Origin of the sequence: Candidatus Protofrankia datiscae (assembly GCF_000177615.2) — a bacterium.
Classification (GTDB): domain Bacteria; phylum Actinomycetota; class Actinomycetes; order Frankiales; family Frankiaceae; genus Protofrankia; species Protofrankia coriariae.
Genome location: NC_015656.1, coordinates 1,440,747 through 1,467,001, shown reverse-complemented (window position 1 = coordinate 1,467,001; position 26,255 = coordinate 1,440,747). Strand labels below are relative to the sequence as shown.

General features: G+C 70.5%; 24 protein-coding genes and 1 pseudogene. 14 read left to right on the top strand and 11 right to left on the bottom strand.

The window, feature by feature from the left end:
- Positions 1-485 precede the first annotated feature (485 nt).
- The 6 genes from FSYMDG_RS06070 to clpS all read right to left on the bottom strand — a co-directional run bounded on the left by FSYMDG_RS06070 (position 486) and on the right by clpS (position 3,888).
- Positions 486-1,433 (bottom strand): PLP-dependent cysteine synthase family protein, encoded by a 948-nt coding sequence (locus tag FSYMDG_RS06070; protein ID WP_013872711.1) that lies wholly within the window; start codon positions 1,431-1,433, stop codon positions 486-488.
- A gap of 22 nt (positions 1,434-1,455) precedes the next feature.
- Positions 1,456-1,764 (bottom strand): MoaD/ThiS family protein, encoded by a 309-nt coding sequence (locus FSYMDG_RS06065; protein WP_013872710.1) that lies wholly within the window; start codon positions 1,762-1,764, stop codon positions 1,456-1,458.
- A gap of 362 nt (positions 1,765-2,126) precedes the next feature.
- Positions 2,127-2,531, bottom strand: coding sequence for a Mov34/MPN/PAD-1 family protein (locus tag FSYMDG_RS06060; RefSeq protein WP_013872709.1), 405 nt, complete (start codon positions 2,529-2,531; stop codon positions 2,127-2,129).
- A gap of 237 nt (positions 2,532-2,768) precedes the next feature.
- Positions 2,769-3,305 carry a DUF2017 domain-containing protein gene (locus tag FSYMDG_RS06055; protein WP_013872708.1) on the bottom strand — a complete coding sequence of 179 codons (537 nt, stop codon included), beginning with the start codon at positions 3,303-3,305 and terminating at the stop codon, positions 2,769-2,771.
- Between the two features lie 16 nt (positions 3,306-3,321).
- Positions 3,322-3,594 (bottom strand): hypothetical protein, encoded by a 273-nt coding sequence (locus tag FSYMDG_RS06050; protein ID WP_013872707.1) that lies wholly within the window; start codon positions 3,592-3,594, stop codon positions 3,322-3,324.
- A 3-nt stretch (positions 3,595-3,597) separates the two neighbouring features.
- Positions 3,598-3,888: an ATP-dependent Clp protease adapter ClpS gene (gene clpS / locus FSYMDG_RS06045; protein WP_237703006.1), complete on the bottom strand. Its 291-nt coding sequence runs from the start codon at positions 3,886-3,888 to the stop codon at positions 3,598-3,600.
- A 1,315-nt stretch (positions 3,889-5,203) separates the two neighbouring features.
- Here clpS and FSYMDG_RS06040 point away from each other — a divergent pair.
- Together FSYMDG_RS06040 and FSYMDG_RS06035 are read left to right on the top strand one after the other, a co-directional pair.
- Complete coding sequence (locus FSYMDG_RS06040; protein WP_013872705.1) at positions 5,204-5,926, top strand: hypothetical protein; 723 nt, start codon at positions 5,204-5,206, stop codon at positions 5,924-5,926.
- A gap of 102 nt (positions 5,927-6,028) precedes the next feature.
- Positions 6,029-7,747: a putative bifunctional diguanylate cyclase/phosphodiesterase gene (locus FSYMDG_RS06035; RefSeq protein WP_013872704.1), complete on the top strand. Its 1,719-nt coding sequence runs from the start codon at positions 6,029-6,031 to the stop codon at positions 7,745-7,747.
- A gap of 72 nt (positions 7,748-7,819) precedes the next feature.
- Here FSYMDG_RS06035 and FSYMDG_RS27990 read toward each other — a convergent pair whose 3' ends face one another.
- Together FSYMDG_RS27990 and FSYMDG_RS27985 are read right to left on the bottom strand one after the other, a co-directional pair.
- Positions 7,820-8,506 (bottom strand): IS630 family transposase, encoded by a 687-nt coding sequence (locus FSYMDG_RS27990; protein ID WP_237702726.1) that lies wholly within the window; start codon positions 8,504-8,506, stop codon positions 7,820-7,822.
- Between the two features lie 70 nt (positions 8,507-8,576).
- Positions 8,577-8,867 (bottom strand): annotated as a pseudogene (locus tag FSYMDG_RS27985) (IS630 family transposase); the annotation flags it as partial.
- A 203-nt stretch (positions 8,868-9,070) separates the two neighbouring features.
- Between FSYMDG_RS27985 and FSYMDG_RS06025 the strand changes: the two are divergent.
- The 10 genes from FSYMDG_RS06025 (at position 9,071) to FSYMDG_RS05980 (ending at position 19,983) form a co-directional block, all read left to right on the top strand.
- The gene (locus tag FSYMDG_RS06025; RefSeq protein ID WP_013872702.1) at positions 9,071-10,546 is read left to right on the top strand and encodes a nicotinate phosphoribosyltransferase; all 1,476 of its coding nucleotides are present in this window, start codon (positions 9,071-9,073) and stop codon (positions 10,544-10,546) included.
- Between the two features lie 140 nt (positions 10,547-10,686).
- A complete protein-coding gene (locus FSYMDG_RS06020) occupies positions 10,687-11,517 on the top strand; it encodes an NUDIX hydrolase (protein WP_013872701.1) in 831 nt (276 codons plus the stop codon).
- 44 nt (positions 11,518-11,561) lie between these two features.
- Positions 11,562-11,774 (top strand): hypothetical protein, encoded by a 213-nt coding sequence (locus tag FSYMDG_RS06015; protein ID WP_013872700.1) that lies wholly within the window; start codon positions 11,562-11,564, stop codon positions 11,772-11,774.
- A gap of 245 nt (positions 11,775-12,019) precedes the next feature.
- The gene (locus tag FSYMDG_RS06010; RefSeq protein ID WP_013872699.1) at positions 12,020-13,486 is read left to right on the top strand and encodes a helix-turn-helix domain-containing protein; all 1,467 of its coding nucleotides are present in this window, start codon (positions 12,020-12,022) and stop codon (positions 13,484-13,486) included.
- Between the two features lie 15 nt (positions 13,487-13,501).
- Positions 13,502-14,473 (top strand): NAD-dependent epimerase/dehydratase family protein, encoded by a 972-nt coding sequence (locus FSYMDG_RS06005; protein WP_013872698.1) that lies wholly within the window; start codon positions 13,502-13,504, stop codon positions 14,471-14,473.
- A gap of 526 nt (positions 14,474-14,999) precedes the next feature.
- Positions 15,000-15,305 carry a hypothetical protein gene (locus FSYMDG_RS27980; protein ID WP_013872697.1) on the top strand — a complete coding sequence of 102 codons (306 nt, stop codon included), beginning with the start codon at positions 15,000-15,002 and terminating at the stop codon, positions 15,303-15,305.
- Positions 15,306-15,710: 405 nt separating this feature from the next.
- On the top strand, positions 15,711-16,241 hold the full coding sequence (locus FSYMDG_RS05995) for a hypothetical protein (RefSeq protein WP_013872696.1): 531 nt from the start codon (positions 15,711-15,713) through the stop codon (positions 16,239-16,241).
- 103 nt (positions 16,242-16,344) lie between these two features.
- The gene (locus tag FSYMDG_RS05990; protein WP_013872695.1) at positions 16,345-18,522 is read left to right on the top strand and encodes an ABC transporter permease; all 2,178 of its coding nucleotides are present in this window, start codon (positions 16,345-16,347) and stop codon (positions 18,520-18,522) included.
- 13 nt (positions 18,523-18,535) lie between these two features.
- Positions 18,536-19,300, top strand: coding sequence for an ABC transporter ATP-binding protein (locus FSYMDG_RS05985; RefSeq protein ID WP_013872694.1), 765 nt, complete (start codon positions 18,536-18,538; stop codon positions 19,298-19,300).
- On the top strand, positions 19,297-19,983 hold the full coding sequence (locus FSYMDG_RS05980) for an ABC transporter ATP-binding protein (RefSeq protein ID WP_013872693.1): 687 nt from the start codon (positions 19,297-19,299) through the stop codon (positions 19,981-19,983). The genes FSYMDG_RS05985 and FSYMDG_RS05980 overlap by 4 nt, the downstream gene beginning before the upstream one ends.
- 73 nt (positions 19,984-20,056) lie before the next feature.
- Here FSYMDG_RS05980 and FSYMDG_RS05975 read toward each other — a convergent pair whose 3' ends face one another.
- Both FSYMDG_RS05975 and FSYMDG_RS05970 read right to left on the bottom strand, forming a co-directional pair.
- The gene (locus FSYMDG_RS05975; protein WP_013872692.1) at positions 20,057-21,400 is read right to left on the bottom strand and encodes an ABC transporter substrate-binding protein; all 1,344 of its coding nucleotides are present in this window, start codon (positions 21,398-21,400) and stop codon (positions 20,057-20,059) included.
- 218 nt (positions 21,401-21,618) lie between these two features.
- The gene (locus FSYMDG_RS05970; protein ID WP_131773872.1) at positions 21,619-22,662 is read right to left on the bottom strand and encodes a hypothetical protein; all 1,044 of its coding nucleotides are present in this window, start codon (positions 22,660-22,662) and stop codon (positions 21,619-21,621) included.
- 430 nt (positions 22,663-23,092) lie between these two features.
- Between FSYMDG_RS05970 and FSYMDG_RS25210 the strand changes: the two genes are divergently transcribed.
- Both FSYMDG_RS25210 and speB read left to right on the top strand, forming a co-directional pair.
- Positions 23,093-23,692: a hypothetical protein gene (locus FSYMDG_RS25210; protein WP_013872690.1), complete on the top strand. Its 600-nt coding sequence runs from the start codon at positions 23,093-23,095 to the stop codon at positions 23,690-23,692.
- A 288-nt stretch (positions 23,693-23,980) separates the two neighbouring features.
- On the top strand, positions 23,981-25,114 hold the full coding sequence (gene speB, locus FSYMDG_RS05960; protein WP_013872689.1) for an agmatinase: 1,134 nt from the start codon (positions 23,981-23,983) through the stop codon (positions 25,112-25,114).
- A gap of 159 nt (positions 25,115-25,273) precedes the next feature.
- Here the strand turns inward: speB and FSYMDG_RS05955 are convergent, their stop codons facing one another.
- Positions 25,274-26,107, bottom strand: a complete 834-nt coding sequence (locus FSYMDG_RS05955) for a TrmH family RNA methyltransferase (protein WP_043605088.1) — start codon at positions 26,105-26,107, stop codon at positions 25,274-25,276.
- Positions 26,108-26,255 lie beyond the last annotated feature (148 nt).

Genomic DNA, 26,255 nt, shown 5'->3' with positions numbered 1-26,255 from the left:
GCCAGCGCTGTCGGGGTGGCCGGCGGACGCGAAGATTGCCTCAGCGCCCCGGACACGCGCGGCCGGGACGGGCCCGCGGGATGGCTCGCGGCGCGGGCGGATGTGGCGATCACAGATACCGACCATGATCGTCCTGGCACGCCTCGTCGGCGGGCGGGGACGTGGCGGGGCCCGATCGGGATTCGATCGGGGTTCATCGGGAGCTGATCGGAGATCACGGTCGCGACGGCATGACTGCCATCCGCGCTACCGAATACCCCGATGGGCGCGCCGCTCATGAGCGATCAGACTAAGCCCGAAATCCCGTTCCGACTCTGTGGCAGTGGTCACGAAACCCATGTCGAATTTTGGACAGTCCGGACGAGTCGGTATCAGAGTGCATCCGGGCACATCAGGGACCATCCTGAGACGTGGGAGAAAAATCGTGATCATTGCCGTGCCGCGGCCGGGTACACCGACTCCGACCGCGCCCGCCGGCTTGCCCGTCACGCCCAGAGCTGACCCTCAAGTGCGGCTTCGGCCTCCTCCAGCGTCCCCGCGTATGCGCCGGTCGACAGGTATTTCCAGCCCCCGTCACAGACGATGATGGCGATGTCCGCGCGCTGCCCGGCGCGCACGCACCTGTCCGCTTCGATCAGTGCCGCGTGCAGGATGCAGCCGCTCGAGATCCCGGCAAAGATCCCCTCCTCCTCGACCATCTGCCGGGTCCGCCGTAGCGACTCCTTCGGCCCCACCGAGATACGGGTGGTGAGCACACTGCCGTCATAGAGCTCGGGGATGAAGCCCTCGTCGATGTTGCGAAGGCCATACACGATCTCGCCGTACCGGGGCTCCGCCGCGATGATCCGAATACCCGGAACCCGTTCGCGCAGGAAACGTCCGGTGCCCATCAGCGTCCCGGTGGTACCGAGCCCCGCGACGAAATGGGTGATGGACGGAAGATCCTCGAGGATCTCCGGACCGGTCGTCTCGTAGTGCGCCTGCGCGTTCGCCGGGTTTCCGTACTGGTAGAGCATCACCCAGTCGGGATGATCGGCCGCCAGCCGCTTGGCCACGGCAACGGCCTCGTTGGAGCCGCCGCTCGCGGACGAGTGCACGATCTCGGCGCCCCACATCGCGAGCAGTTGCCGCCGCTCCGCCGAGGTGTTCTCCGGCATCACGCAGATCAGCCGGTAACCCCGCTGGCGACAGACCATCGCCAGCGAGATACCGGTGTTCCCCGACGTCGGTTCGAGAACGGTGGCGCCAGGGGTGAGCAGGCCGCGCTTCTCCCCGTCCGCGATCATCCACAGCGCGGCCCGGTCCTTGATCGAACCAGTGGGGTTGTCCTGTTCCAGCTTGGCCCACAACCGGACGTCCGGGGATGGCGAGAGCCTGGGCAGGCCGACCAGGGGGGTGCGGCCAACCGAGTCCACCAGGGAGTCGAAACGCATGAGCTCTTCCGGCCTACCCGTCTCAGATGTCTGCTGTCGCCGGCATGATGTCGCAGCCGCCAGCGACGGCGGGGAGAATCGTCACAGTGTCACCATCGGAAATTTTCGCGTCGAGACCGCCGAGAAAACGAACATCTTCGTCATTGATGTAGATGTTCACAAAGCGGTGCAGCCCACCGGCGTCCTCGGAGACGAGCCGGCCTCGCAGCCCCGGGAAGTGGCTGTCGATGTCGATGAACAACGCCGCGAGCGTGTCTCCCACACCCTCGACGACCTTGGACCCGCCCGTGTAGCTGCGCAGGATCGTCGGCACGCGGACCTGGACTGCCATGCTGCTCCTCTTCGTCGTGCTCTGTCCGTGTTGCTGTTCGGTCTTCGATCTTCGATCTTCGGGTCCTGCTCCGGCAGCCGTCCGGTCACGCTCCGGCCTTCGGTCCCGCCCTGGCCGTCAGCCGTACTCCGGCCTTCGGACGCCGCCCGAGGGCCGGAGCGCGGTCGAACTGTCCGCCATCGTCCCTGGTGGTGCATCGCCCCTGGTGCATCGTCCCTGGTACGACAGCATGTGAACAGGCCACCAGCCCACCGCCCGGCCGCTGGTGCCGTGCCCTGAGGGATCCCCGCCCTGCCCCGGATCCCTCATCCCGAGGATGCGCGCCCGGCTCCGCGCGACACCCGACACAACGTCGTGAACAGTCAGACGATTTCCACCGGCTCCTCCGTCACGACTGCGTCGATGATGCGGTACGAACGAAACTCGATCTTCTCCGGGTCGCGGGTCGAGACCAGGACATAGTGGGCGCCGGGTTCCTGGGCCAGCGGGATGTCCGTGCGGGACGGGTAGGCCTCGGTAGCGGTATGTGAATGATAGATCACTACTGGCTCTTCGTCCCGGTCATCCATCTCGTTCCAGACCCGCAGCTGCTCCATGGAGTCGAACCGGTAGAACGTCGGTGACCGCTCCGCGTTCTCCATGGCCACGAAGCGCTCCGGCCGGTCCGACCCGATCCGGCCCGCGACGATCCCGCAGGCCTCGTCGGGATGGTCCCGCCGGGCATGGGCGATGATGGCCTCGTAGACGGCCCGATCGATGCGCAGCACGGGCCAACCGTACGACGAGTGGCATCCACCACGAGCCACGATCATGCGTACATGGCGAAGAATGCCTGCCCATGATCCGATTGTGCCTGCGGGGCCGCTCCCGGCGGGCCACCGCCGGCGTCCGGGACGCGAGGGGCCGTGTCACAGGGCCATGTCACAGTAGCCGTGTCACAGCGGGCCATCCACGTCAGGGCACGTACACCGTGTCAGGACATGTTCACATCGCGTCAGGGCATGTCACAGCAGAGCCTGGACGAGCTGCTCCTGCAGGTCGCCGAGGAACAGGTACACCTCGACCACGGGACGGCGCGAGTCCTGGCTGCCAATGTCGTACAGGGCTTCGGCCGACGCGTCGTCGGTGAGGTTCAGCCGGGCGCCCAGCACCAGCCGCAGGTCGGTGAGGGTGACCAGCCAGTCCTGGACGGCGGCATCGTCGAGCAGCACCCGGCCGCCCGTGGCCGGCACGGTGGCCAGTGCCCGGCGCGCGGCGTCGCGCTTGCCCGCGCGGATGTCGTCGGAGGTGCGGCGGCGGTAGTCGGCGGCGGCCTCCGAGTCGTTCGGGTAGGCATCCGGAAGCAGCCGGGCCACCGCCGGGTCCTCCGGTACCGCCGGGGGCACGGCTCGCAGGCCGACGATCGCCTCCAGCGGGTCGGCCACCGGCGGCGGCTCCAGCAGCGCCTCGATCTGGCCGATCAGCTCGGCCAGCAGGGTCGCCTGAAGCGGACCGAGGACCATCTCGACGCCGTCCCCGGTACGGCTGAATCCGTTGGACACGCTCTCCCAACCAAGGTCAACAGTGATCGGCCCGGGCCACGTCCGGTAGATCTTCGATCGCGCGGACCGGCCCCCGGACAACCGCCCGTCGCGTTGCTAACGTCACCGACAGCTCCGCTGGTTCCTTCTCCAGTGTTTCCTCCTCCAGCCCATGGGAGGCCACCCGGCCCACCGTCCGCACCGACCGCCACCGAACGGACACGGATCCACCGAGCACGGATCCGTTGGGCGCCTCGCGCTCGTGCCCAAGCGGCTCGGTCACGCCAACCAGCACGGATCCATCAGGCACGGTCTAGTCCTGCGCGATCGTGGCCCACAGGCCGTAGGCGTGCAGACGGGTGGCGTCCCGCTCCATCTCCTCCCGGGTGCCGGAGGAGACGGTGGCCCGTCCTTTGCGGTGGACGTCGAGCATGAGGGCCTTGGCTTTTTCCCGACTGAAACCGAACAGTTTCTGAAAGACGTAGGTCACATACGACATCAGGTTGACGGGGTCGTTCCACACGATCGTGACCCAGGGCCGGTCGCGCTCGGCGACCTCGTCGGACTCCAGGACCTCTTCGGGTGCGGCGGTGGCTAGTGGCACGGACTCCATTGTGGCGCGTGCGCGGGCCGAGTTCCCCCCGGACCACCGGGCACGGGCGGGAAGCCGAATCGATCTTCGACCGACAGGCCGGACAGCGCTCCCGCCGCGCCGCGTCCGCGGTGCGCGCGGTGCCCGCGGTGCCCGCGGCGCCCCGCCAGCTTCCAGGTGCCGCGCCGGCCGTCCCGTCCTGTCCCGTCCGAGCGCTCATCGGCCGGATGGCGAACCGCGTCGAAGCCAGCACACGGAGGCACACCCCAGCATCCGGTGAACAGCAATGAACACTATTGGTTACCAGCAGATGTACGCGGGTCGGCCGTCGAACGGCACGAGGACCACAGCGTGGGCGCGACAGATACGCCCATACCCTAACAGCAGGTAACCGAAATGGTGTATTTAGTTGTATTCGGTCCTGGTTTGGCTATCTTTTTGGTCACGGTTCGTTGCCCGACACGAAAGACCTCATCAACAGCAGCCCGGACCCGTCGCGCGACACCTCGGACTCTTGCCTACGGATAGCGACCAGGACGCCGACAGCCCGCTGCGACCAAGCATGCACCACCAGCGCACCATTGCCCGTACATAGCCCTTTTATTTATATTTTTGTCCATATATGTATGAATTGGATGAATTGCTATGGGCTGGATCAGCAGTGGAGAGGAGTGGGCCGCCATGAACAACGGCGTCAGCTGGGGCTGAAAACAGGACCGGTACCAGGACGGAACGCATCACACACGCACCGACGCCAGTCGGCGACTCCCGACGGACAACCAGCGCCACCGCATGGGAAGGAAAGGACGTGTTGAAAATGAAGAAGAACAACGACGAGGGCATGAACGGCGTCAGTTGGGGCTGAGAAAGCACCGCGGTACGGTTAACGGTGTCGGCGGTACCGCCGCGGGCGGCGGGGCACCCGCTCACCGGGCCGGCCATGACGGTCGGGGACGGTCGGGCCGCGGCCGTGACGGTCGGGCTGGTCGAACCAGCCCGGTCCGCGGCAGCCGGCCAGACAGCGGGTGGTACGCGCCGGCCGGCGGTTGGCCCACGGGAGCCGACCTGTCGGCCGCCGACCCCTGACCGGCGAACGAGCCGTCGACACACAAGTCGGACGGGGCCGCCACGGCGGCCCCCAGCAGTACGGCCCCCAGCAATATCGGTATCAGCTCGCCCCGCCCCCACCGCGTAGTACATGATCGGGGCGTAGTGAACGATGACCGTAGCGTCAAGCCTACGTAAGGCACCGGGGGGCGCCGCCGTCCAGGCGGCGCGATCCCGGTGGCCCGATCAAGCAACCTCCGCAGGCAGGACGGGAGACCATATGGCCGTCGGCACGCGTGCACGGTTCGTACCGTCCAGGTACCACCTGGTGCTCGTCATGGTCACCTCCACCGCGGCGGCCGTGACCGCGATCTGCCTGACCCGCCTGCCTCAGACAGCCGAACCGGTCTCGTGGTACCGGCTGACCCTCGGGATCGTCTGCCTCGCGATCGGCCCGATACCCCTGCTGCGGGTGCGCTCGGGGCACCACACCGGCGACTACGACCTCAGCGAGGCCAGCGTGGTCATCGGGCTGGCCCTGCTGCCCGCCCCACAGCTCGTCACGATCAGCGCCGTAGCGGTCCCGATCATGCATGCCATCCTGCGCAGAGCGCCGGTGAAGGTGCTCTTCAACGGGGCCAGCGCCACGCTGGGCACCGCGATCGCGGCCGGCGTCCTGTGGCTGTCGGGCGGGCGGGCAGGACATCTGGAGGGCGCCGAGATCCTGCTCGCCGCACCGGCCGGCCTCACGGTCTGCCTGTGGACCAGCCTGTCCGTGTCCATGGTGATCTCCGCGGCGCGCGGGACGCCGCTGCGCCGGACCCTGCGCGAGACCATGGGCATCAGCACGCTGATCGCGGCCGGCGGCATCGCGGTCGGCTGCGCGGCCGTCGCGCTCGCCTACACCAGCCCGGTGACGCTGATCGTCCTCCCGCCGGTCCTGGTGGGCCTGGTGATGGTCTATCGGATGCAGGTCGACTCGGCCCAGCAGCGTGACCGCTGACGCCAGCTCAACGCGGCCGCGAAGGACCTCGCCATTCTGAACCGGGCAGCCATCGAGGCCCGCGCGACGGAGATCGCCTATGAGATCTTCCGGCCGGACGGCGTGGAGCTCGTCGTCGACCCGGTCCCGCCGCCGGTGTCCCAGTCGCCGGTGTCCCAGTCGCCGGTGCCACACGCGCCGGTGCCCGCGCCGGCAGCCCGGCCGGCCGGATCAGCAACCGGATCACCAACCGGATCACCGACCGGCTTCCAGCGCGGAACCGACCATGTCGCCACCCCGCTGACCGGGCCTGCCGGCCAGGTCGGGGTGCTGCGGCTGAACTTCGCCCGGCCGGCCCCCTGGAAGGACCACGACCAGGCCGTCCTCGCCGCGTTCGCGAACCTGCTGGCGCTTGCGATCACGAACGCCAACACCTACGCCGAAGCCCACGACCAGGCATTCCACGACGCCCTGACCAACCTGGGCAACCGCCGGATGCTCCAACGGCGCACCGCCGAGGCGATCGCCGCCACCGCCACCGGGTCGCGCTCCGCCCTGCTGCTCGTCGACCTCGACCGGTTCCGGGACGTCAACGACACCCTCGGGCACGACGCCGGCGACCAACTGCTGCGCGGGATCGCCGAACGGCTGCGACGCGGCGTCCGCGCAGGCGACCTGGTGACCCGCATCGGCGGGGACGAGTTCGCCATACTGCTGACCGGGATCCGTGACGCCGATGCCGCTGAGACCATCGCGGCCACGCTGACCAGGGTGCTGGCCCGCCCGGTCGGCGTCGAGGGGATGATGCTCTCGGTCGAGGCGTCCATCGGTATCGCCTGCCTGCCCGAGGACGGCGACACCGTCGACGAACTGCTGCGCCGCGCGGACGTCGCCATGTACCAGGCCAAGAGAACGCACGGCGGCTACCGGCGTTACCGGGCCGACGAGGATTCCTCCACGCTGGCCCACATGGCGTTGATGGCGGACCTGCACGACGCGCTCGACCATGGCGACATAAACCTGTGCTACCAGCCGCAGATCGACCTGGAAACGGGCCGGATCGTTGCTTTCGAGGCCCTCGTGCGGTGGAACCACCCGGTTCCCGGCCGGCTTTCCCCCGACGCTTTCATCGGTGCCGTGGAACAGTCCGGACGCATTGGCGACTTCACCCGCACCGTGTTGCGGGAGGCGTTGTCCGCAGCCGGCCAGTGGCATGCGGACGGCGCCCGAGTGGGTATTTCCGTAAACCTGTTCGCGCGCAATCTCCTGGAACCGGGCCTGGCCACCGAGATCGCGCAGTTGCTGCTGGCGAACAGGCTGTCCGCGGCCGCGCTCACCCTGGAGATCACCGAACGGGCGGTCGTCACCGAGTCCGCCGCGACCGTGCGCTCGCTGGCCGCGCTGCGCGACCTCGGGGTGCGGCTGGCCGTGGACGACTTCGGCACCGGCTACGGCGCGCTCAACGTACTCGGGCAGTTCGACCTGCACGAGGTGAAGATCGACCAGTCGTTCGTCCACAACGTCGCCGGTGACCGGGCCAACTCCGCGATCGTGCGGGCCACCGTCGCGCTGGCCCATGACCTCGGGCTGCGGGTCGTCGCCGAGGGGGTCGAGGACGCCGAGACGCTCAACGCCCTGTCCACTCTCGGCTGCGACCTCGCCCAGGGGACGCTCATCAGCCCACCGTGCCCGGCCGAGGAGGCCACCGCCCTGCTGCGGGACGCCGGCCGGCTGGCTACCCCGCGATCGGCCGACGTGCTGCCCTTCCGGCGTCCCACCGGGGAGCGGGCCGGGGGCGCCGCGTCCGTCCGCAGGGCGTATCCGGCGACCGACGGCAGATGACCCGATACGGAGATGACCCGATACGTCAGGATCGTGCGCGTGATCCGCTGAGGTCCTAGTAGACTGTCGCCGCTAATGTGTGGGGTATAGGTGGCGGAGTTTGGTGCGGGCGTCATCGGTGGTGAAGTGCCAGTTGACTTGGCGCTGGTTGGCGTTGACGGCTGTCTGCCAGGCGTCGAGTTCGGTGTTCAGGACGTCGAGGGTGTCGATGCGGCGGTCGAGGCATTGGCGGGTCAGGGCGGCGAGTTCGATTTCGGCGATGTTGAGCCAGGAGCCGTGTTTGGGGGTGTGGTGGATCTCGAGTCGTTGCGCGAGTGCGAACGCGACGGCCGGGTCGAAGGCCTCGTAGAGCGAGGAGATGTCGTGGGTGTTGAGGTTGTCCATGACCAGCACGACCCGTTCGGCGTCGGGGTAGTCGAGGGTGAGCAGGCGCCTGACGTGGTGTGCCCAGTCGATCCTGGTGCGCCGTGGGGTGGCCTGGACGCGGCGCCAGCCGGCGAGTGGCTCGACCCAGCAGAAGATCGAGCAGGTTCCGTGGCGCACGTACTCGGAGTCCTCGCGCCGGTCACGCCCTGGCGTGGCGGGGATCGGGTCGCGGGCGTGGGCCAACAGCTGGTAGGGCTTCTCGTCCATGCACACCACGGGCACGCCCGGGTTGTGGGGCCGGGCGTAGACCGCCAGAACGTCTTCCATCCGCGCGGCGAACTGCGCGTTCGCCCTCGGTGGGATGGTCCAGCACTTCCTCAGATGAGGACGCAACCTCGTTTTTTAAGACCCGGCCGATGGTGGAATGGTCCAGGTCCGGGATGTCGGCGACCAGCGCGACGTGCTTTTCCAACAGCCGCAGCGACCAGCGTGCATAACCAGCCGGTGGCTGCGAGCATGCCAGCGCGATCAGTCTGGCCTCAACCTCGCCGGTCACCGGGGAAGGCACCGGGGGAAGCTCCCGTGCCTTCCGACCGATCGTGGCCCCCACATCCCCACCGGTCTCGGTGAACCGCTTCGCGACCAGCCGCAGCGTCTCACCCGAGACCCCGACCCGGACCACGAGTTCTTCTTGGGAGGCAACCGGGCCGACCGAGGTGTCCAACGCGAGCAGGACCCGCGCCCGCCGGATCATCGACGCCGGATGAACCCCCGTCGAGGTCACCCGAACCAACTCGTCACGATCAGCCTCGGTCAAGGTGACCGGCCACTTCTTCTGCGAACCCACGACACAGTCCTGACCGGCAGAGGGACGGGGAGACCTGCCAGACCCAACCCTCTCACCCAGACACAAGACACACCAGAACTAAGCAGCGACAGTCTACTAGTGTGGTCGCGATGACCACGCCCACGCCGCTGCCCACACCGCCGTCCACGCGGCTGCCCGCACCGGCGTCCACAGCCCTGCTGACCGACCAGTACGAGCTGACGATGTTGCGGGCCGCGCTGCGTTCGGGGGCGGCGTCGCAGCGGGCGGTCTTCGAGGTGTTCACCCGGGCGCTGCCGGCCGGGCGCCGGTTCGGTGTGCTCGCCGGCACCGGCCGCCTGCTGGAGGCGATCGCGGCGTTCCGGTTCGGCCCGGACGAGCTCGCCTACCTGCGCGGCAACGGGATCGTGGACGACGCCACCGCGGACTACCTGGCCGGCTACCGCTTCGGCGGGGACATCCACGGTCTCGCCGAGGGCGAGCCGTTCATGCCGAACACCCCGGTGCTGGTCATCGAAGGCACCTTCGCCGAATGCGTCCTGTTGGAGACCCTGGTGCTGTCCGTGCTCAACCACGACAGCGCGATAGCCGCCGCGGGCGCCCGGATGGTCGCCGCGGCCGCGGGCCGGCCGTGCGTCGACATGGGCTCCCGCCGCACCCACGAGCAGGCCGCGGTCGCCGCGGCCCGGGCCGCCTACCTGGTCGGTTTCACCGCCACCTCGAACCTGGCGGCGGGCCGGCGCTGGGGCATCCCCACGACCGGCACGGCGGCGCACGCGTTCACGCTCGTCCACCCCTCCGAGCGGGAGGCTTTCGCCGCCCAGACCGGCGCGCTCGGAACGGGCACCACGCTGCTCGTCGACACCTACGACGTGCCGGCTGCGGTCGCCACCGCGGTCGAGGTGGCCGGGACGGCACTCGGCGCGGTCCGGCTCGACAGCGGCGACCTCGCGGCCGTGGCCCGGGCCACCCGCGCCCAGCTGGACGGCCTCGGCGCGCAGGCCACCCGCATCATCGTCACCGGGGATCTCGACGAGCACGTCATTGCCTCGCTCGCGGCCTCGCCGGTGGACGGCTACGGCGTGGGCACCCGGCTCGTCACCGGCTCGGGCGCGCCGACGACGGGGTTCGTCTACAAGATCGTCGAAGTGGCGGGGACGGCGGTCGCGAAGGCCTCGGTCGGCAAGAGCACCAGGGGCGGCCGTAAGGACCTGACCCGCCGGCACGACCGCAACGGGGTGGCGGTCGCCGATGTGATCACTACGGCGACCCGGGAGTCCGGGCTGACGACGACGCGAGACGAGAATCACACCGACGCCGCCCAGCCGGCTGCTGCCGGCACCGACATCGGCCGCCTGTCAGCCCCGTCCGGCCCGGAGGCGGACCCGTCCTGGCCGGAACGGCCGCTGCTGGTGCCGCTGGTGCGCGGCGGCCGGATTCTCGACGCCGACGGCACGACCCCCGAGGGGCTGCGTGCCGCCCGCGCCCATCACCAGGCGGCCCTGGCGTCCCTGCCTGCGCACGCGCTGCACGTCACCTACGGCGGGCCGTGCCTGCCGGTCATCACCACCGGCCAGCGGGCACAGCGGCAGCCCGGGCAACGGTAGGCCCTCCCACGGACGGGCCGTGGCCCGTCCCACCAGCCTCTTGCGTCGGCTCGTCGTGTCGGTTCGTCCCAGGCCGGACGGCGGGTCCGCGTCCCCGTCCGCGTGGCCAGGCCGCACACTGGGGCATCGTGAGACCTGTCATGTCGAACGACGCCCCGCTCGGCGGAGGCCCCGCGGACAGCGTCCCCACCGACAGAGCCCCTACCGACAGGGCCCCTACCGACAGGGCCCGGGCGGGCCGGGCCCACGCGCGGCGGGCCCCGGACACGTTCGTGAACGGACCATCGCCGATCGCGGTGACTGTCGATGTCGTCCTGCTGACGCTGCGTTCCGGGCAGCTCTGTGTGCTGGTCACCCAACGGGACTCACCGCCGTTCCAGGACGGCTGGGCGCTGCCCGGCGGCTTCGTCCGGGTGGACGAGGACCTGGACGCCTCGGCCCGCCGGCAGCTCACCGAGGGGACCGGCGTCGCCGCGTCCGGCCATCTTGAGCAGCTGCGCACCTACGGGCGGCCGGACCGCGACCCGCGGGCGCGGGTCGTCAGCGTGGCCTACCTCGCTCTGCTCCCGAACCTGCCGCCCCCACCGGGAACCGACCGTGACGGGCCGACGGCCCGCTGGTGGCCTGTGGAGGACTTGGGCTCCGCGGACGGCCCGGTCCTCGCCTTCGACCATCCGACGATCGTCGCCGACGGCGTGGAACGGGCCCGCAGCAAGTTGGAGTACACCCCGCTCGCCGCCGCCTTCTGCGAGGAGCCGTTCACCCTGGCCGAGCTCCGCCGCGTCTACGAGGCGGCCTGGGGAGCCCCGCTCGACCCGCCCAACTTCCGCCGCAAGGTGCTGTCGACCCCTGGCTTCGTGGTGCCGGTCGGCGCCCGCGCGGCGCCCCGCGGCGGGGGGCGCCCCGCCGAGCTGTACCGGCGGGGCTCCGCGACGGCCCTGCACCCGCCGCTGTTGCGCCGCTCCGTGTGAACCCCGTGTGAATGACGCCACCGTCCCTCCCGGGATCATCTGCGATGATCGTCGGTGTGCATCCCGACGCCAGTAACGCAGGCATATTTCTCGTCGTCGTCGGTGGCGCCCTGTTCGCGCTGCTGGTGTGGGGCCGCCGCGTCGGCGGCGGTGTCGTGCGGGAGATCTGGGGTCGGCTGGGCCTTCTCCGCTGGATCATCGCGCCGATCGTCGTCGTGATCTTTTTCGATCTCGCCGACGGCGTCGTGAACCGGTGATCCACACAACCGGGAACCTCGAACAGCTCTCGAACAGCTGAAGAATCGACAGCCGTCCGGCCCGCGACACACGCTCGTCCCGCTCGGGTGCGCTCATTAGATTGTCAGCGGAACGTGTGATTCACTTCACCGCAAGCAACATTTTCGCTGTACCGGAAGCGACCATTTTGTGGCTATGCGCGGTCGATCGACCGACTAGTTATGCTCACTTCCAGTAACCCCGAAGCCGGATGAAAGGACCGCGGGTGACTGGTCAACCATGGCTGTGGACGCCGCCGCACCAGACGACGCGATCGACCGGCGTGGGACTCCTTCTCCGCTCCTACCGGCAGACGTTCGGGCTCACCCAGCAGCAACTCGCCGAACGGCTCGGCTTCGACCAGTCCTATGTCTCCAAGGTCGAAAGCGGCCGGCGGGCCATTCATGACATCTCCACACTGCGTCACATCGCCCGCCGGCTGTCGTTGTCCCCGGAGGATGTGGGCCTGGCCGCGGGCTCCCTGATCGAAAGCCGCCGGGACGCCGACCCCGCCGACCCGCTGGACGAACGGATCGCGGCCAGTCAGCGCACCTGGCGGCTGACGCGCGACTACCTCAACCACCACCGGATCAGCCTGGCCCGGGCCGCGGCCGGCCTGTACCCGCAGCCCTACCGGCTCGGCAACGGCCTGCTGGTCCGGCCCAACTGGATGTGGAACGAGCCGGTCGACCTCGCCGACATCGAACTGGCGTGGTCCGACACGCTCCCCGCGCCGACGGTGTCGGGAGCGGGCGCCGACACCGAGCACCTGCGCCCGCTGACCGACGGCGGGGCTGCCTTCGGGACGTACACCCGGGCCATGCGTGACCTCGACCGGCCCACGCTCTTCGAGAACCGCCTGAGCTTCCGCATGCTCGAGGCCATCCGCGCCGGGCAGCGCGGGCCGCGGCTGTCCTTCGGCCACACCACCTACTTCGACGCCCTCGACGTGTGCGAGTCGGTCGCCCACGAAACGGCCGCGGCCATGCTCGGCGGCGGGCTGTCCTGGCCGGCGCTGCCGTTCCGGCGCCGGATCGGCGACCCGTTCGACCTGTGCCAGCGGGTCGTCCTGCCGTCCATCAACACCCTGACCATCCGGCACGACCAGAGCCGGGCGAGCTTCATGCTGCACCGCCGCAGCGCCGGCTCGGTGGCGACCGCCGGCGGCGTCTACCACGTGCTGCCGGCGGGGGTGTTCCAGCCGTCCGGGATCTCCCCGGGCCACCACGAGACGGACTTCGACCTCTGGCGCAACATCATGCGGGAGCTGAGCGAGGAGCTGCTCGGCAACGCCGAACACGACGGCACCAGCTCCTGTCTGATCGACTACGACGGCGACGAGCCGTTCCGCTCCCTGCAGCGGGCCCGGCACTCCGGCTGTGTCCGCGCCTGGTGCTTCGGCATGGGCGTCGACGCGCTCACGCTCTTCGGCGAGATCCTCACGGTCGTGGTCGTGGACGCCGACGTCTTCGACTCACTGTTCAGCGGGATGGTCCCGGTCAACGCCGAGGGATCCGTGGTCACCACCGGTCCGCACCGGCAGGCGTCGGAGGGTATCCCGTTCACCCACGCGACTGTCCGCCGGCTGATCGAGCACGAACCGCTCGCGCCCTCGGCCGCGGCCTGTCTGGAGCTCGCATGGCGCCATCGCGGGACGCTGCTGCCCGGGTTGCGCATGCGGGCCGCGTCCTGAGGCCTCGTCGACATCGTGCGTGTTCTTGTCACCGGTGCGGCCGGTTTCGTCGGTGGGGCTGTCACCGACACCCTCGCCGCGGCCGGACACCAGGTGACCTCGCTCGTCCGCTCCGGACGGTCGTGCCCGCCGTTCGCGCCGGGAGTGGAGGTCGTCGCCGCCGACCTGGTGGACTTCCACGAGCTCGAGCTCGCCCGGCTCGACCGCGGCTTCGACGCGGTCTGCCATCTCGCCGCCCTGACCCGGGTACGCGAGTCCCGGTATGACCCGCTGCGGTACTTCGCGGTGAACGTGACGGGCACCGCGAACCTGCTGCGGCTGCTCGAACGCGGTACCAAGGCCGCCGGGACCGCGCCGGTCGTCGTCCTGGGGTCGACCTGCGCCGTCTACGGAACGCCGGAGATCCAGCCCATCCCGGAGAGCACGCCCCCGGCGCCGACCCACCCCTACGGGGCCTCCAAGCTCGCCGCCGAGCAGCTCGTCGTCCACCAGGCCGCGACCGGCGGGATCGGCGCGGTGGTGCTGCGCTCCTTCAACGTCGCGGGCGCCGCGGGCCGGCACGCCGACAACGACCAGAGCCGGATCATCCCGGCGGCGCTGGCGGTGGCCGCCGGGCGCTGCGAGTCCTTCGGCGTCAACGGGGACGGGGCGGTGATCCGCGAGTACGTACACGTGGCCGACATGGCCGAGGCGTACCTCGCGGCCCTGGACGCCGTCCGGCCCGGCCACAGCAGGATCTTCAACGTCGGTACCGGCCTCGGGGTCAGCGTCATCGACGTCCTCGACGCGGTGGAACGGGTCACCGGCCGCGCCGTACAACGGGTGCACCGCCCGCCGGCGGCGGAGCCGCCCGTGCTCGTGGCGGACAGCCGGCGCATCCGGGCGGAGCTGGGCTGGCAGGGCAGCCGCTCGACGATCGACCGGATCGTCGCCGACGCCTGGGACGCGGCGACCTCACGGGCGTCCACCACCGCCACGTCCAGGTGACCGCGCGTCCGGCGGCTTCGCCCGGCATCTCCCGGCCCACCGGTGTCCCCGGCCCCCAGGAATCCGCCGACCCCCCGGCTCCGGCCCCTCGGCATCCCTGCCTCAGCCGGACTCAGCCGGACGGACCCATGGTGACAAATACATCATTACATCGCTACTTACAGCGACTCGTGGGGCGGGTTGCCGCGTTCCGGGGTCCCACGGCACCATGGACGGGCATCATGGACCTGCGGTAGGGCCATGGCGGCCCCTCCAGCGCCCGGTTCGGAGCTTCAACGTCGCGGCTTCGTGTCGAAGCTCGAGCGACACAGTCCGCTGGCCACCAACGTCCGGCGCCGGCCACAGACCCGTCGTCCTTGCGGCTATGACCCGTCGTCCTTGGACGAGACCGATGGTTCTCTCGAACCTGGACATAACGTAACCTCGCGGGCCTGGATGCGCACACGAAAAACACGGGGACACGAAAAATACGGGAACACGGCCTTCGGCGCGCCCGGAGGCATCCAGATCAGTGAAGGAGACGCCCGTGGGTCGTCCATATCATGTCTACGACTACGACGGGGAGCATCTGGGATCGTTCGCGACCTGGGACGCCGCGCACGACTGGGCCCACCTGCAGGCGGCGCTGGGCGGGGTGCTCGGGCCGCTGGAGGTCGAGGACCGCCGCAACCGGGTCGGCCGGCGGCTGTGGGCGGAACGCTGCGAGTTCACCCATTGGCAACAGATCGGGCAGGACTATGACATTGACGACATCGGTAGCATTCACGGATGTACCATGAGAAGTCCTGCCATGCTCACACTTGCCCCGCCTCAGCAACGACGACCTGTCTGACTCCGTTCATCCGTACCCGGACATCACCGCGGTGACACCCGGTCATCCGGATGGGCGGCCCCGTGACGTCATCCACCAACCATCCATCTGACCGGCGAAAGGCCCCACGCCCGGGTGCGGATGCCCGCACGAGGGCCCGCACAAGGCGGCCACGCATCACGAGCCACACGAACCACACGCACCACGAACCAGCAGCCAGCCATCGCAGGCACCCTCGGCACAGTCGACGCAGCAGGCATTCATGCTGGGCACTAAGCTGACCTACGCTGATCGGGGCAGGTCGCCCGCGCCGGAACCGACATCTGTCGGGCGGTCGCCACAGCCGACACCTGTCGGGCAGTCGCCGCAGCTGACGTCTGTCGGGCAGTCGCCACAGCCGCAGCGCCTTTGGGGGAGAGACACAGGGTGGACACACAGCCTGCGGGTGGTCAGCACCCCCGGCCGACACCTCGAGTAGTCGTCGGCATACTACGTGCTGTACGCGGCTGGCTCATAGCGGTCACCGGCGGTGTTCTGCTGTTCGGCTGTTATCTCGGTGTGTCCGCGGAGACCGACCCCGGCCGTCAGCTCCCCTACTTCGTCTCCGGTGGGCTCGGCGGACTCGCGCTCGTCTTCCTCGGCAGCGCGCTGCTGGTAGCCGACCAGATCGACGCCGCCGCCAAGGGACGGGGACGGCTCGACCGCCAGGTCGAGGAGCTGCACACGCTGATCGTCGCCGCGGCCTCAGTGCCGGCGCCCGCCGTCACGACGGTGGCGGATCAGGCGGCCGGCGGCCAGAACGACGGCGGCCTGTTCGCCGTGCCCGCCGGCCGGACCTACCACCGCCGCAGCTGCGAAATGATCGCCAGCAAGCCGGCGCAGCCGGTGGACTCCGCCCAGATCGCCGCCCGCGGCCTGACACCCTGCACGATCTGCGAACCAAAGATCGCCGCGTGAGACGAGCCTGCCGCGTCGGGCGCGGACCTGCTGTGCTCCCCGGGCCGGCGGCGGGCCGGAAACAGCATGACCGTGCCGCTGCCGCGCCCTGGGGGTGGGCCGGATGAGAAGCATCGATCTGGCATTCGCCGGGGTCTCCATCGGAGCGATCGCCGCGCTCTCCGGTATCGGCCTGCTGGTGACCTACCGGACCAACGGTGTCCTCAACATCGCCCAGGGTGGCATCGCTGCCCTGGTGGCCTACGTCTTCCGCGCGATGGTCGTCGACTGGCAGCTGCCGGTCCCGGTCGCGGCGCTGCTCTCCCTCGCGGTCGTCTCACCGCTGATCGGCATCGTGCTCGAACGGTTCGTCTTCCGCCCGCTGGCCCGCCGGCGCGCGTCCGCGGCCGAGTCGCTGGTGGCGAGCCTTGGCGTGCTCGTGCTCACCGTCGGGATGACAGCCGGGATCTGGGGTCTGGGGTCCCGTAACGACGCGCCGAGCCTGTTCCCGGAGCAGACGGTCGGGCTGCCCGGGGGCAGCCGCATCGGTGTCGACGCGCTCGCCGAGCTGGCTCTGGTCGTCGCCGTGTGCGTGACCCTCGGCCTGATCACGACCCGTACCCGTTTCGGCCGGCAGGTCCGGGCCGTCGTCGACGACCGCCGGCTCGCCGAGCTGTCCGCCATCCCGGCCGACAGGGTGGCCGCGGCCGGCTGGGCCGTCGGCACCACCCTCGCAGGCTTCACCGGCATCCTGCTCGCGCCCCGCCTGCAGCTCACCCCGTACGGGCTCACCCTGCTGGTACTGGAGACGTTCGCGGTGGTCGTGGCCGCCCGGCTGGCCAGCCTGCCGGGCGCGGTGCTCACCGCCCTGGCCATCGGCATCCTGCAGAGCGAGCTGAGCCAGTTCCAGGTGACGGGCGAGTTCAGCGCCCTGTATCTGGCCGTGCAGTCCAACCTGTTCGTGGCCGCGCTGCTGGTGCTGCTGCTGGTCCTCCCCCGGCTGCGCGAGCTCGGTGGGGACGCGGGCTCCACCGGCCGGTTCTCCAGCCGCGGCGCGCCGCAGACGTACCGGGCGAGCCTCACCGAGCAGCGCCGGGACGTCCTCGGCAAACTCGCCGGCGCCGTGCTGCTGGCGGCCCCGCTCACCTTCGCGCCCATCAACCTGCGCGACGCGTTCATCGTGCCGGCGCTCGCCCTGATCTTCCTGTCCCTGGTGATCGTCACCGGTTACAGCGGGCAGATCTCCCTTGGCGTCGCCGGCTACGCCGGACTCGGCGCGCTGCTGTCCGCCAAGCTCGCCGACGGCGACCTGTTCGGGCTGCCCGCGCTGCCGGCCCTTGCCGCCCCGCTGGTCGGCGCGCTGCTGGTCGCCCCGGTGGGCCTGCTCACCGGGTACCCCGCCATCCGGCGGCGCGGGCTGGCGCTCGCCCTCACCACGTTCGCGGTCGGGGCGGTGATGTCCCGCTTCGTCTTCCAGCAGCAGACGTTCGTCTCGGGACTGCACGTCGCGCCGCTGTCCGTCGCCGGGCACACGCTGTCCGACCGCTGGTTCTACGTGGTGGAGCTGCTCTGTCTGGGGCTCGGCCTGCTCGTCGTGCGCAACCTGCACGAAGGACGTCTCGGCCGGGCGCTGCTGGCCGTGCGTGACCACCCGGAGGGCGCGGCTGCGGTGGGCGTGGACGTGCGCAACCTCAAGCTGCTGTCCTTCACCGTCTCCGCCGCCGTGGCCGGGCTGGGCGGCGCCCTGCTGATGCTCAGCTACGCCTCGTTCGACGCGGACGCCTTCTCCCCGCTGAACAGCCTGCTCTGGTTCACCGCGGTCGTCGTGTTCGGCGCCGACAGCGCCGCGGGCGCGGTGGTCGCGGCCGGCTTCATCGTCACCATCGACACCCTCGCGCCGGCCGGCTCGGCCACCCTGGCCGTGGGCATCCTGGCGCTGAGCCTGGGCTGGCTGCCCGGCGGTCTCGCCTCCGCCGTCCGCCATCTGGTGACACGCCTCGGTCACCGGATCGTCGAGGACCTTACCGAACCGGGCCGGGCCGGGCTCGCGGGGACGGGCGCGGGCGCCGCACGGGCGGCTGCCGCGACGTCCGCCTCGGCAGCCGCCGCCGCCAGCATCGCCGCGTCCGGCAGGCTCGTCCTCCCCGCCTCGGCAGCGTCCGTCTCGCCCGCGGCATACCGGCAGCCGGCCGGTGACGGCGGATCCCCCGTCCTGACGCCCTTCGGGGAGGCGCTGCTCGTCCGGGTACGGCAGGTCGTACACACCTCCGGGAGGGACACCGTGAGCGGGGGGACGCAGTGAGCGGGGGGACGCAGTGAGCCGCGCGGAGCTCACCGGCCGCGGACTGGTGCGCCGCTATGGGGGGCTCACTGCGGTCGACAACGTCGACATCACCGTCGCGCCCGGCAAGGTCACCGGGCTGATCGGGCCGAACGGGGCCGGCAAGTCGACGCTGTTCAGCCTGCTCACCGGGGTGGAAAAGCCCGACAGCGGCAAGGTCTTCCTCGGCGGCCGCAACATCACCCGGATGCACCCGGACGTCCGCGCCCGCCACGGGCTCGTCCAGACCTTCCAGGTGCCGTCGCTGTTCACCAGCATGACGGTCATGGACAACCTGCTGGTGGGCGCCGAGAACAGGCATCGCGACTACATCGGCGGGCTGCTGGGGCACACGCCACACGGCAGTAGCCGCACCCGGCGGGTGATGACCCGCACCCTGGAGTCCCTCAACCTCACCGGCATCGCCGACACGACCACGGGAACGCTGCCGACCGGGGCGCTGCGCCTGGTCGAGCTCGCGCGTGCCCTGTGCACCCGGCCCGACGTCCTGCTGCTCGACGAGCCGGCCAGCGGGCTGGACGGGCAGGAGACCGAACGGCTCTCCGGGCTGCTGCGGCGGGTCGCCGGTGAGGGGGTCGGCATCCTGCTGGTGGATCACGACGTCGAACTGGTCTTCTCCGTCACCGACCAGGTGTACGCGATGGTGGGCGGGCGTATCGTCGCCGAGGGGACACCGGCTGCCGTCCGCGAGGATCCGACCGTACGGGCTGTCTATCTCGCGCAGGGGCCGCTGGCATGAGCGTTGAACTGGCACTGACCGGCGCACGCGCCGGTTACGGGACCATCGAGGTCCTGCACGGGCTCGACCTGGCGGTCCCCGCGGGGAAGGTCACCGCGCTGCTCGGGGTCAACGGCGCGGGCAAGAGCACCACGTTGCGGGTACTCGCCGGCGTGTTACCGCTGCGGTCGGGCTCCCTGACCTGGCAGGGCAGGACGATCACCAGAATGTCGGCCCTGGAGCGGGCCCGCTCGGGCCTGATGTTCGTCCCGGACGAACGCGCGGTGTTCGCCACCCTCACCGTGCGGGAGAACCTGCAGGTGGTGGTGGAGGCGATCGGGCAACGGGACATCTCCCCGGCGCTGGAGGCCTTCCCCCGGCTGCGCGAGCGGCTCGGCCAACGGGCCGGGACGCTCTCCGGCGGCGAACGGCGCATGCTCGCCCTGGCCCGTGCTCTGCTGGCCCGGCCCAGGGTGCTGCTGGTCGACGAGCTCTCCCTCGGCCTGTCACCCAAGGTCGCCGGTGAGCTGTTCACCTGGCTGGCGACGGTCGCGCTCGGCGGGACGACGGTGGTTCTCGCCGACCAGTACACCAACGACGCCCTCGGCCTCGCCGACATCGTCTACGTCCTGCACCGGGGCGAGTGCTCGTTCGTCGGGGATCCCGCGGAGCTGCACCCGGCCGTCTCCGCCGAGCCGGTCTGAGCCCCTCTCCCGGCCCCGGCGGTCACGCTCACCAGGGCCGGGCACAGGGCTCACACAGGTCTTTCCCGGGTTCTCACTCGGCCGGGTAGGGCAGGTTCGGGACGGTGAAGCAGTTGGTGTTCATGTCCCTGACCTGGGTCACCCAACCCCCCTTGCCGCCGTTCGCCGAGATCTCCCAGCGGGCGACGTTGATGCAGTTCCGGTCGGTCTCCGGGGGGGTCGCGAGCTTGGTGAAATTGCGTGGAGTGAGAAGACCATCACCGTCGTAATCCTGCGGGCGGTTCAGGAACTGTTCGACGCACACCCGGGTGACGTTCGCGCCGCACGACCTGATCGCGTCGGTGAGCCACTGGGCGGACGCGTAGCCCTCGAGGGTCCAGATACTCAGTTTGCCCTCGCGCGCGGGCTGGTATTTCGCCATGTCCGCCCGGAACCTGGCCACCGCCGGGTAGTTCGTGTCGTTGTAGTTGCGGGTCGAACTGGTCGCGTAGGTGGCGTCACGGCAGTTGGGGGTGTCCGCGAAGGCCTGGCCGAAGGTGTCGGTCCACCCCTGCGACGTGGTCATCTTCGCCTTGACCGTCAGCCCCTGGGCCTGCATCGACTTGCACAGGGCCAGGTTGCCGTTGTCCTCCATCGCATCGAAGATCACATCGACCCCGCGGGCCTTCAGGTCCAGCACGGCCGCGTCGAAGTTCGGGGCAAAGTAATTGATCTCTTTTTCGACGACCGTGTAGCCCTCCCTGCGCAGGCCGTCGGCAACCGACTGCGCGTAACGCTGGGACGGCGCGACGTTGTAATAGACCACGCCCGCGACCCTGGTGCTCAGGTTCTCCTTGAGCCACCGGTAGTTCTCGGTGCCGGCGTAGAGGTTCCCGTCGTAGCCGGGCTGCCTGCCGTCACGCGGATAGTAACTACCGTAGATCGAATACAGGTGCGGGTACTGGTCGTAGGCGCTGCTGGTCGGCTGGCCACCGACATCCGGCACACCCTTGGAGTTCAGGTACTGTGCCCCGGCGTAGTCGAACGCTGACACCCCGGCCAGCGCGAAGACCTTCTCGTCGTCGACGAGCTTGCGCGCACAGGCTGTGTTGTCGGGCCCGCTGCCGTGGTCATCACACTGAACGAGCGTGACCTTGCGGCCGTTCACACCGCCGGCGGCGTTGAGCGCGTCGAAGTAGGCCTTCGCGCCGTACAGGGAGGTGGAGAAGGTCTCCGACCCCAGCGGGCTGGTCAGACCGACGATCACACCAACTTTGACGTCGTTCGTGGTCACCCCGGTATCCGACGCCGTGTTGGCCCCGGTGTTGGCCTGAGTGGGACCGCTCGGCGGTGCGCTCGACTCGTCCACCCTGCTTCCGCAGGCCGAAAGCACGAGCGCGGACAGCGCGGCAATGATGACGAGCAACCTCGCTCGCATAGGCATGCTCTCCCCGGGATCGTTGGTTACCCAAGACGCTATTGCGCCAACTGGGCCCCCGCGCGTCGTACTGCCGACAGGAGGTCACAGCGTTTCCCGGCCGTCGACGCAACGTTGGGAAACGTCCATCCGGGCGGCGTGCCCGGACAGCGGATCCGCGCCGTCACCATCGGGGCCGTCCACCCGGCCGGCTCCCCGGATCAACGGCCCCTGGCGTGTCACAGAAACCGGCGCCACCATCGCCGGCGCGAGGCCGAAGGGACCGGCTGCGGCACCTGGGTGTCCCGCTCTCCCACGGTCTCGTCCGGGCCACCCTCGGCAGGCTCCGGGGCGTCCCTGGCGGCCGCGGCAGCTGGCACCGCGTCGCCCGGGGTCGTGTCGCCCGGGGCTTCGCCGCCGGATGCCGCGCTGCCAGGGGCCGCGCTGCCAGGGGCCGCGGCGGCAGGGGCCGCGGCGGCAGGCGCCCGGCTCCCGGATGCGTCGGCGTCGGCGTCGGCGTCTTTCCCACCGGTTGTCTCCGGAACGGACGCCGGCACGGCCTCGGATGGCTCCTGGTCGTCGGCGGCCACGGGCGGGGTGGCCGCGACGGGTTCGGGAGCCTCGGCGGACGCGCCGGCATCCGCCACGATCTGGTCCGCCTCCACGACCTCAGCCACCTGCGCGACCGGAGTGACCGTGGCCGTCCCGTCCGCCGTGGCCTCCTCGACGGCGGGCCGCGTGTCGGCGGACGCGGGTTCCTCGGCAACCGGTGCCGTGACCGCCGTGGCTGGCTCGGCCGCCTCGACCGGGCTGGCTTCCTCGGCAGGCGCGGCTCCGTCGCTGACGGAGATCGGCGTCCGGACGGCTTCCCCTTCCTCGTCCTCCGGTTCCGCGTCCTCCGGTTCCTCGTCCCGCGGCGGTGCCGGTTCCGTGAGCGCGACCGGACCGGCATCCGGACGCTCGTCGGGCCCGGAGCCGGACGCGGCCGGTTCACTCTCCTGGGAGCCCGACCGGGCCTGGTCGTCCGGCTGTGCCGGGGCGGATGCGTCGTCCGGCTGCGCCGGGACAGATTTGGGGTAGGCGTCGTGCTGCGGCAGCAGGCGGTTGACGATGCGGCCGTTCGGGCCCGGTGCACGGTGCAGACGGCCCTTGTCCGACAGACGCCGACAGACCTGGTTCACGGTCTGGCGGCGCGCCTGGAGCGCTTCCGCCAACTGCCCATCATCCAGGCCGGCCGGAGCCTTTGCCAGCCGCTCAAGAATGCGGTCCGCAACAGTAGACACGAACATGAACACTATACGCCATCGACGGTGGGGTTGCAAACAGGGTGGCTCCGCCTCACCGTCCGTCGTCCGACCGTAGTGTGTCCGGCGCTTCCCGCAGGCGACCGACGCGAAACCGGCGACGACGCGGCCGACCGGGGCTCCGCCGGCCAGCGGTGGGCGCTGGCCGCGGGACGGCAGTGGATATCAGCCGCGAAACGGCAGTGGATGCTGGCGCGGGGCGGCGGTGGACATTGGCCGCGGGGCGGCCGGTGGACATGGCCGCGGGCGGCTGGCGTACATGGGCCGCGGGGCGGCTGGCGGACGTTAGCCCCAGGCCGTCAGGGGAATGGCCTTGACCGACAAGACCGGCCGCCATGGCCCGTCCTTTGCGATCGGGGATCGGCCGGCGAGACCCCGAGAGCTCTGATCCGGTCAGGAGGATGCAGCGATGACGCAGCCGATCCCGGAGGGTGACAACAGCGCCGACAACGGCTATCTGGACAGCGGCTATCCCGACAAAGACTATCCCGACAGCGGCTACGTCCACACGCACGGAAGCCCGCTTGAACAGTCCGAAAGCCTCGACAGCGACGGCTTGGGCTCGACCGACCGCGGTTTCGACCCGCTTGATGACGGCTGGGATCCGCCGGACCGCTTCGGCCCGGGTGAACGCTTCGGCACGACCGCCCAGGAACAACGTGCCGGCGAGTCGCTGGACTCGCTGCTCGCCCAGGAACAGCCCGAGCCGGATCCGTACGACGAGGCGGCCCGGCTGGAGTCCGGTGAGGTCCTGGAGTTCGACGTGTACTCCTCGGCCGACGTGTACTCCTCGGCCGATGACGCCGTCGAGCGGCCGGCCGCCCTTGACGGCGACGGAGAGCCGGACGACGCGCCGACCCTGCTCACCGACGACGAGGGCGTACGGACGGTGACAACGGCCGAACTTGTCGTACACGGGCCTGTCGGGGGCCACGCCCGCGGCCGCGACGGGGCCAGGCCGGCAGGCGCGCCGGAGGAGGATGCCGTCCACATCCGTACCACGGAGTGACCCCAAAGGTGACCTCAAAGGTGGCTCCAAAGCAACTTCGGAGTGATGCCGGAGTACTCCCGGAACGGTCCGCGACGCGCGACGACCGCGGCAGCCCGGAGCCCCACCCTGGCACGACACGCCGAACCGGAGAGATCGACATAGGCTTTTGCCCCGACTAGGTCCTTTGGCACTCATTGGGGGAGAATGTCCGAAAACATCGTCGCGACAGAACAGGCGTACAATTAGTAAGACTATAAATACCTTGAGTCACATCACTGACAGAAACCCCCTGGGCGAGGAGGAGCGATGACAGGTCCGATCGACCCGCTCGCCCGGCACGGCGCAGGCACCGGCGGCGCCCGGGTACGGGAACAGGACGACCACCCCCACACCGGGCCGATTCCCCCGATGTCGGCGTCCCAGGCGCCGGTTCCCGCGGACGACACGCCCGGATACGAGGGCCTGGCGACGTTCTGCCACCGCCCGTGGATGCCGACGCTCGACGATCTCGCGGCCCACCGCCCGGACGTCGCGGTGATCGGCGCGCCGTTCGACATCGGGACCACGCACCGGCCGGGTGCCCGCTTCGGCCCGCGGGCCCTGCGCGCGCTCGCCTACGAGCCCGGCACCTACCATCTCGACCTCGGCGTCGAGATCTTCGACTGGCTGGACGTGGTGGACGCCGGGGACGCCCGTTGCCCGATCGGGCAGACCGAGGCGTCGCACCGCAACATCCGCGCGAAGGTCGGCGGCGTGGCCGGCCTCGGGATCATCCCTGTGATCATCGGCGGTGACCACTCCATCACCTGGCCGGCGGCGTCCGGAGTCGCCGAAGCGGTCGGCTGGGGGGAGCTCGGCCTGCTGCACTTCGACGCGCACGCCGACACCGCCGATATCGTCGACGGCAACCTCGCCTCGCACGGGACGCCGATGCGCCGGCTGATCGAGTCCGGGGCGGTACGCGGGCGCAACTTCGTCCAGGTGGGGCTACGCGGCTACTGGCCCCCACCAGACGTGTTCGACTGGATGCGCAAGCAGGACATGCGCTGGCACCTGATGGACGAGGTCTGGGAACGCGGCTCACCCGCGGTCGTCACCGACGCGATCGCCCGGGCCGTGGACGGCTGCCGGGCGCTGTACCTGTCCGTGGACATCGACGTGCTCGACCCCGGCTTCGCGCCCGGCACCGGCACGCCGGAACCCGGCGGGATGACCCCCGCGGACCTGCTGCGCGCCGTCCGGCGGATCGCCCTGGACACCCCGCTGGTCGCCGCGGACATCGTGGAGGTCGCACCCCCCTACGACCATGCCGACAGCACCGTCAACAACGCCCACCGGATCGCCCTCGAGGTGTTCGCCGCCCTCGCCCACCGCCGGCGCGCCGCCGCCGGCGAAACCCCCGGCCTGCCCGGCCACGACCCACACGCGCAGCGTCCGTGACCACGGGGCTGGCTGCGGGGCACCCCGTGCCCGCGCCTCTCGCACATCCCGCGCCCGCGCCTCTCGCACATCCCGCGCCCGCGCGTTCCGTTCCCGCGCCACCTGACAACCGCGAGGCTCCCGAGGAGCGCGCGGCCGGCCGCCAGGGACGCGGTCCGGTCACGCGGTTACCGCGCTGCCCGCGCGCCCGGTGACCGCGCGGCCCAGCACGTAGCAGGCGATCGCCGCGGTGGCGGCGACGTTGAGGGAGTCCACGCCGTGCGCCATCGGGATCCGCACCCGGACGGTGGCCACGCCCAGGGCGTCCCGGGTCAGCCCCGGGCCCTCCGAGCCGAGCAGCAGGGCCAGCCGGTCGTACGAGCTCACCGCGAGCTCGTCCAGCGGCACGGCGGTGGCCGACGGCGTGAGCGCGACCAGCATGAAACCGTGCTTCACCAGCAGGGACAACGCCGCCGGCCACGGGTCGAGACGGGCATACGGGACGGCGAACACCTCCCCCATCGACACCCGCACCGACCGCCGGTACAGCGGGTCGGCGCACGACGGGCTGAGCAGGACCGCGTCCATCCCGAGCCCGGCCGCCGAGCGGAAGATCGCGCCCAGGTTGGTGTGGCTGACGATGTCCTCGCAGACCAGTACCCGCCGCGCCGTGGCCAGCACGTCCGCCGCCGGGGCCGGCGGGCGGCGGCACATCGACGCGAGCGCCCCGCGGTGCACCTGGAACCCGGTGATCGTGGCGAGCACGTCCGGGCCTGCGAGGTAGACCGGGACGCCCGGCTCCAGATCGGCCGGGACGGTCGCGACCTTCGCCGGCCCCACCAGCAACGATCGCGGACGGTAACCAGCCCGCCGGGCCCGTTCGATGACCATCTCGCCCTCGGCGATGAACAGGCCCTCGGCCGGCTCCCGCCGCCGCCGCAGAGCCACGTCGGTCAACCCCACATAGTCACGGACCCGCTCATCCGCCGGATCGTCGATCTCTATAACGTCCAACCCGCTCCCATCTCCCGACTTCAGCTCCCCACCGGCCCGCGCGTCCGACCGATCCGCGCGTTCCGCGAGGCGCACAGGCCCATCCCACTCCCGGAGCATCCATGACACCCGGGACGACGCACACGGCGGCCATACCCGACATGACAGT